This is a genomic window from Streptomyces sp. NPDC088730, assembly GCF_044751215.1.
Lineage (GTDB): Bacteria > Actinomycetota > Actinomycetes > Streptomycetales > Streptomycetaceae > Streptomyces.
Genome location: NZ_JBIVLK010000030.1, coordinates 22,476 through 28,604, shown reverse-complemented (window position 1 = coordinate 28,604; position 6,129 = coordinate 22,476). Strand labels below are relative to the sequence as shown.

At 71.6% G+C, this 6,129-nt stretch carries 7 protein-coding genes; 6 read left to right on the top strand and 1 reads right to left on the bottom strand.

Annotated features, from left to right (window positions below):
- Positions 1–140: 140 nt before the first annotated feature.
- The gene (locus ACIP89_RS37455) at positions 141–683 is read right to left on the bottom strand and encodes a hypothetical protein (protein WP_402118948.1); all 543 of its coding nucleotides are present in this window, start codon (positions 681–683) and stop codon (positions 141–143) included.
- 241 nt (positions 684–924) lie between these two features.
- Between ACIP89_RS37455 and fmt the strand changes: the two genes are divergently transcribed.
- The 6 genes from fmt to folE all read left to right on the top strand — a co-directional run bounded on the left by fmt (position 925) and on the right by folE (position 6,110).
- Positions 925–1,857 (top strand): methionyl-tRNA formyltransferase, encoded by a 933-nt coding sequence (fmt, locus tag ACIP89_RS37450; RefSeq protein ID WP_401930220.1) that lies wholly within the window; start codon positions 925–927, stop codon positions 1,855–1,857.
- Between the two features lie 73 nt (positions 1,858–1,930).
- Positions 1,931–3,364, top strand: a complete 1,434-nt coding sequence (locus tag ACIP89_RS37445) for an RsmB/NOP family class I SAM-dependent RNA methyltransferase (RefSeq protein WP_401930222.1) — start codon at positions 1,931–1,933, stop codon at positions 3,362–3,364.
- Positions 3,365–3,559: 195 nt separating this feature from the next.
- The gene (queC, locus tag ACIP89_RS37440) at positions 3,560–4,261 is read left to right on the top strand and encodes a 7-cyano-7-deazaguanine synthase QueC (RefSeq protein WP_401930224.1); all 702 of its coding nucleotides are present in this window, start codon (positions 3,560–3,562) and stop codon (positions 4,259–4,261) included.
- Positions 4,258–4,893 (top strand): 7-carboxy-7-deazaguanine synthase, encoded by a 636-nt coding sequence (gene queE / locus ACIP89_RS37435; protein ID WP_401930388.1) that lies wholly within the window; start codon positions 4,258–4,260, stop codon positions 4,891–4,893. The genes queC and queE overlap by 4 nt, the downstream gene beginning before the upstream one ends.
- Complete coding sequence (locus ACIP89_RS37430) at positions 4,893–5,411, top strand: 6-pyruvoyl trahydropterin synthase family protein (RefSeq protein WP_402118947.1); 519 nt, start codon at positions 4,893–4,895, stop codon at positions 5,409–5,411. The genes queE and ACIP89_RS37430 overlap by 1 nt, the downstream gene beginning before the upstream one ends.
- 48 nt (positions 5,412–5,459) lie before the next feature.
- A complete protein-coding gene (gene folE, locus ACIP89_RS37425) occupies positions 5,460–6,110 on the top strand; it encodes a GTP cyclohydrolase I (protein ID WP_401930229.1) in 651 nt (216 codons plus the stop codon).
- Positions 6,111–6,129 lie beyond the last annotated feature (19 nt).

Below are 6,129 nucleotides of genomic sequence, written 5' to 3'. Positions count from 1 at the left end.
CACGCCATTTCCGAGGAGACACCCCGGAGGGGCACCACCCCCCACCCACCGGGGCAGGCGCACCCCGCAGCGGCGGAGCACCCCGCACCCCAGCCCGTCCGGCGATTGAGGACGGAACCCCGCGCCAAGGACCGGGAGCGTCAGCCGTTGCGCGGTCCCGGGAAAGCGCCCGGACGCAGATCCTCGCGCGACGGAGGACGCTCCGGCAACGGCTGCGGTGGCATCGATCGTGCGGCAGGCACGGAGGGCAGCGCCGGAGCGGCGGACCCCGGAACCACCGGCACCGGGCGCTGCGCCACGGGCTCCGCGGCCTCGGCCGCCAGCGGCGGCGGGGTGGCGCGCCGGGTGCCGTAGCGGCGGTGGACCGCCTGCTTGGTGACTCCGAGCGCGGAGCCCACCGCGTCCCAGGAGAAGCCCAGTGAACGGTCGAAGTCCACCGCCGCCGTCACCAGGGTCTCGACACTGTCCCGCAGTTCCTGCGCCAGCCTGACGGTGGGGGCCGGGGCCCTGCCGTAGACGACGAAGCCGGCGGACGGGCCGGAGCGGCGCGGACGGTAGACGTTGCCCAGTTGGGCGGTGAGTGTGCGCAGCGCGTCCACCTGCCGCCGGACCCGCTCGATATCCCGCACCAGAAGATGCAGGCTGGCCCGCGCTTGGGCGTCGTGGGTTGCGTGGTCGGCCATGAAGAAGCCTCTCGAACCGGCGTTGAAAGGGATCGGGCCGCACCGTGGCGGCTCGCTTCGGTCAATCTCACTTGACCAACGCCTCAGCCGGGGATCTGGTCACGCTACGGGGGCGTATACGCACCTGCGAGGGGCGCGCAACCGTGCGTACGCCCCCTGGGAGGCCGGCGGTCGCCGGGCCCATAGACTTGTGCGTTGCTCGTCACCGTAACGTTTCGGCCTGAGAGGCAGTCAGCCACCCATGAAGCTCGTCTTCGCAGGCACCCCCGAGGTAGCCGTACCCGCACTGGACGCACTGATCGCCTCCGGCCGGCACGAGGTCGCCGCCGTCGTCACCCGGCCCGACGCACCTGCCGGGCGCGGCCGCAGGCTGGTGGCCAGTCCCGTCGCGGAGCGGGCCGAGGAGGCCGGGATCGAGGTCCTCAAGCCGGCCAGGCCGCGGGACGAGGACTTCCTGGCACGGCTGCGGGAGATCGCGCCGGACTGCTGCCCGGTCGTCGCCTACGGTGCGCTGCTGCCCAAGGCCGCGCTGGACGTGCCCGCCCGGGGCTGGGTCAACCTGCACTTCTCGCTGCTGCCCGCCTGGCGCGGCGCCGCCCCCGTGCAGCACTCCGTCATGGCGGGTGACGAGGTGACGGGCGCCTCCACCTTCCTGATCGAGGAGGGGCTCGACTCCGGACCCGTGTACGGCGTGCTCACCGAAGAGGTCCGGCCCACCGACACCAGCGGTGACCTGCTGACCCGGCTGGCCTTCGCCGGGGCCGGGCTGCTCGCCGCGACCATGGACGGCATCGAGGACGGCACCCTGCACGCCGTGCCGCAGCCCGCGGACGGGGTCACCCTCGCACCGAAGATCAGCGTCGAGGACGCCCGGATCGAGTGGTCGGCGCCCGCCCTGCGGGTCGACCGGGTGGTCCGGGGCTGCACCCCCGCCCCCGGCGCCTGGACGCTCTTCCGCGGCGAGCGGCTCAAGCTGGTGCAGGCCGTGCCCGTCCTGGACCGGGCCGATCTGGCGCCCGGAGAGCTGTCGGCGGCCAAGAACAACGTGTACGTGGGCACCGGATCGCACGCGGTCGAGCTGCTCTGGGTGCAGCCGCAGGGCAAGAAGCCGATGCGCGCCGCGGACTGGGCACGCGGCGTGCGGATCGTCCCCGGCGAGCTCCTCGGCAGCTGACGGACCGGCGGGCCGGGGCGGGGACGTAGGCTGGGACGGTTCGCCCTCTCACCATCAGCGGAGCACCTTTCACGTGAACGACCAGCCGCGTCGCCGTCCCGCCACACCGCACCGCCGCCCGAAGAAGGACCCGGTCCGGTTCCTCGCCTTCGAGGCCCTGAGGGCCGTCGACGAACGCGACGCGTACGCCAACCTCGTCCTCCCCCCGCTGCTGAAGAAGGCCCGCGCGGCGGGTGACTTCGACAGCAGGGACGCGGCGCTGGCGACCGAGCTGGTCTACGGGACGCTGCGCCGCCAGGGCACCTACGACGCGATCGTCGCCGCCTGCATCGACCGGCCGCTGCGCGAGGTCGACCCGCCGGTCCTGGACGTGCTCAACATGGGCGTGCACCAGCTGCTCGGCACCCGCATCCCGACCCACGCAGCCGTCTCCGCCAGTGTGGAGCTGGCCCGGGTGGTGCTCGGGGAGGGGCGGGCCAAATTCGTCAACGCCGTCCTGCGCAAGGTGACCGCCGACGACTTCGACGGGTGGGTGGCGCGGGTCGCCCCCTCGTACGAGGACGACGCGGAGGACCACCTCGCCCTCGTGCACTCGCACCCGCGCTGGATCGTCTCCGCGCTGTGGGACGCCCTCGGCGGCGGCCGGGCCGGCATCGAGGACCTGCTGGAGGCCGACAACGAGCGGCCCGAGGTCACGCTCGTCGCCCGCCCCGGCCGCTCCACCACCGATGAGCTGCTGGAAGCGCTCGGCGAGGACAACGGGCTACCGGGCCGCTGGTCGCCCTACGCCGTACGGATGGCCGAGGGCGGCGAGCCCGGCGCCCTGACTGCCGTGCGGGAGAGCCGGGCCGGAGTCCAGGACGAGGGCAGCCAGCTCGTCGCCGCGGCCCTCGCCAACGCGCCGCTGGAGGGCAGCGACACCCGCTGGCTCGACGGCTGCGCCGGACCCGGCGGGAAGGCCGCGCTGCTGGCCGCCCTCGCCGCCGGCCGTGGCGCCGCCCTGCTGGCGGCCGAGAAGCAGCCGCACCGGGCCCGCCTCGTCGAGCGCTCGCTGGCCGGCAACCCCGGCCCGTACCAGGTGATCACCGCCGACGGCACCCGTCCGCCGTGGCGGCCCGGCACCTTCGACCGGATCCTGATGGACGTCCCGTGCTCCGGCCTCGGCGCGCTGCGCCGCCGGCCGGAGTCCCGCTGGCGGCGCCGCAAGGAGGACCTGGAGAGCTTCGCGCCGCTCCAGCGCGGTCTGCTGCGCGAGGCGCTGAAGGCCGTACGGGTCGGCGGCGTCGTCGGATACGCGACCTGCTCCCCGCACCTGGCGGAGACCCGGGTGGTCGTCGAGGACGTGCTCAAGGGCCGCGGCGGCGCGCCGGTCGAGGCCGAGTGGGTCGATGCCCGTCCGCTCATGCCCGGCGTCCCCGCCCTCGGTGACGGACCGGACGTCCAGCTGTGGCCGCACCTGCACGGCACGGACGCGATGTACCTCGCGGTGCTGCGGCGTACCGGCTGATCGCACCGGCTCTTCCTGGATTCGCCCGTCCGATGCCCCTTTCCCGGAATACGAAGAGAAAATGAATACCAAAGAATATTAAATCACTTTCCCGGATTTGCTGTATGTTTAATGAGGGGGCGGATTGGGTGACTTTTTCTCCGCGCATGTATAAGCAGGAAGTGTCCTTGCTCGCGCGGGCGAAAGGTACATGCTATGGCGGAATCGGCGATCGTACTCCTCAGTGGCGGCCTAGACTCGACGACCACCCTGGCGGTGGCGAAAGACCGGGGATTCACTCCCTACGCTCTCAGTTTCAGCTATGGACAACGGCATTCCGTCGAATTGGCCGCCGCCCGAAGGGTCGCGGAGCGGCAAGGGGTTGAGCGGCACGTCGTCGCGGACATCGACCTCCGCGTCTTCGGCGGTTCGGCGCTGACCGATGCCGGTGTCGACGTCCCCAAGGGCCGCGGCGAAGCGGAGATGGGGGAGGGCATCCCGGCCACGTACGTGCCGGCCCGCAACACGATCTTCCTGTCGTTCGCGCTCGCCTACGCGGAGGTCGTCGGGGCCGCGGACATCTTCACCGGGGTCACGGCCGTCGACTACAGCGGATACCCCGACTGCCGGCCCGAGTACCTGGAGGCCTTCGAGGCGATGGCCAACCTCGCGACCCGGTCGGCGGTCGAGGGGAAGCGCCGGATCACGCTGCACTCGCCGCTGCTGAACCTGTCCAAGGCGGAGATCATCCGCACGGGTACCGCTCTCGGCGTCGACTACGCGCTGACCTCCAGTTGCTACGACCCCGACGACAGCGGGCGGGCCTGTGGCCACTGCGACACCTGCCTGCTGCGGCTGAAGGGCTTCACCGAGGCCGGTTTCCCCGATCCGATCGCCTACCAGGGCGCGCCCGCATGACCTACCGGGTGAAAGAGATCTTCTACACGCTCCAGGGCGAGGGGCGGTACGCCGGGCGGCCCGCGGTCTTCTGCCGCTTCTCCAACTGCAATCTGTGGACCGGCCGGGAGAAGGACCGCCACCGGGCCGTCTGTGCCTTCTGCGACACGGACTTCGTCGGTACCGACGGTGAGAACGGCGGCCGCTTCGCGACCCCCGAGGCGCTGGCCGACACCGTCCTGGAGCAGTGGGCGCCCCGCACCGACGCCCAGCGGTTCGTCGTCTGCACGGGCGGAGAGCCGCTTCTCCAGCTGGACGCCCCCGCCGTCGAAGCCCTGCACGACCGCGGCTTCGTGGTCTCGGTCGAGACCAACGGAACCAGGGTGCCGCCCCCGGGCATCGACTGGTTGTGCGTGAGCCCGAAGATCGGCTCGCGGATGGTCGTGGAGCACGGCGACGAACTCAAACTCGTCTACCCCCAGCAGCACGGCGACCCCGCACGGTTCGAGCACCTGGACTTCAGCTCGTTCCGCCTCCAGCCGATGGACGGACCGGACATCGCCGCCAACACCCGCGCCACCGTCGAGTACTGCCTGGAGCACCCGCTGTGGAACTTCTCCCTGCAAACCCACAAGTACCTCGGAATTCCCTGATGGGCACGGTACATCCGCCGGAGTTACCCGAAGGCCCGAAGGCGGCCCATTCGGTATCGGTACGGCACAACTTCGAGACCGCCCACCGGATTCCGCATCTGGACGGCAAATGCGTCAACCTCCACGGGCACTCCTGGTGGATGGAGGCCACCGTCACCGCCCCGCTGCTGGACCGGGGGACGGTCGTCGAGTTCGGGGCCTTCAAGGGCCGGGTCAGATCCTGGATCGACACCCACCTCGACCACGGGGCCATGCTCGGAGCCGACGACCCCCTCGCGGGCATCCTGGCCGAGCACCGCAGCAAGGTCTTCCGCTTCGGCGCCAGTGACCCCGGCCCGGCGGAGCGCTTCGCGGTAGGTCTTCCCCATCCGACCGTCGAGGCGGTGGCCGAACTGCTCGCACGGGTGGTCGGCCAAGCCCTCGGTGAGCTGTCCGCAGCCGCCGGCGCCTTCGTCAGCGAGGTCGTCGTGAGCGAGACACACGTCAACACCGCGGGATGGCGACATGCTCGGACCTGACCCGTCCACCGGCCGTTCCTCCGCGTCACCCGTTCAGGAATGGTGCGCATGACCCTCACGAGCCACCCGAGCACCGCGGAAGCAGAGACGGACCCGGCCGCGGCCGGCGCCCCGGGCGAACCCGCCTTGGCGCGGGCCACCGCACACGCGAGAGAGATGTTCTCGGCCCTGGGCATCGACTGCGACACCACCTCGACCGAACAGACCCCGCACCGGTTCGTCACGGCTCTGGCCGAGATGACCCGCGGACTCCACCTCGACCCGGACCGTCATCTGCGGGTCCAGTTCCCGCCCGAGTCCACGGACCAGGGAGTCATCGCAGCCGTCGACGTCCCGTTCGTCGCCCTGTGCGAGCACCACGTCCTGCCGTTCGTGGGACGGGCGACCGTCGCCTATCTCCCCCGGCCGGACGCCCACATCGTCGGACTGTCCAAGCTCGCCCGGCTGCTCCAGGAGTACGGCGCGCGCCCCCAGGTGCAGGAGCGGCTGGGCGGTCAGGTGATCGACGCCCTCACCCGGAATCTGGACTCGCTCGGCGCGGCCTGTCTGATCCGTTCCGAACACGGCTGCATGACCCAACGAGGGGCCCAGGCCCATGGCGCGGTGATGGTCACCACTCATCTGACGGGCCGGTTCAGCGCCGACCCGAGCCTGCGCGCACAGGTCCTCGCTCTGGCACCGACCCGCACCGGACGCTGACGTCCACCGGAGCGGCGAC

Bases quoted from the DNA above. Each gene is read 5' to 3' on its own strand.
- folE (WP_401930229.1), top strand. From the start codon at position 5,460: ATGACCCTCACGAGCCACCCGAGCACCGCGGAAGCAGAGACGGACCCG.
- ACIP89_RS37455 (WP_402118948.1), bottom strand. From the start codon at position 683: ATGGCCGACCACGCAACCCACGACGCCCAAGCGCGGGCCAGCCTGCAT.
- ACIP89_RS37430 (WP_402118947.1), top strand. From the start codon at position 4,893: ATGGGCACGGTACATCCGCCGGAGTTACCCGAAGGCCCGAAGGCGGCC.
- queE (WP_401930388.1), top strand. From the start codon at position 4,258: ATGACCTACCGGGTGAAAGAGATCTTCTACACGCTCCAGGGCGAGGGG.
- fmt (WP_401930220.1), top strand. From the start codon at position 925: ATGAAGCTCGTCTTCGCAGGCACCCCCGAGGTAGCCGTACCCGCACTG.
- queC (WP_401930224.1), top strand. From the start codon at position 3,560: ATGGCGGAATCGGCGATCGTACTCCTCAGTGGCGGCCTAGACTCGACG.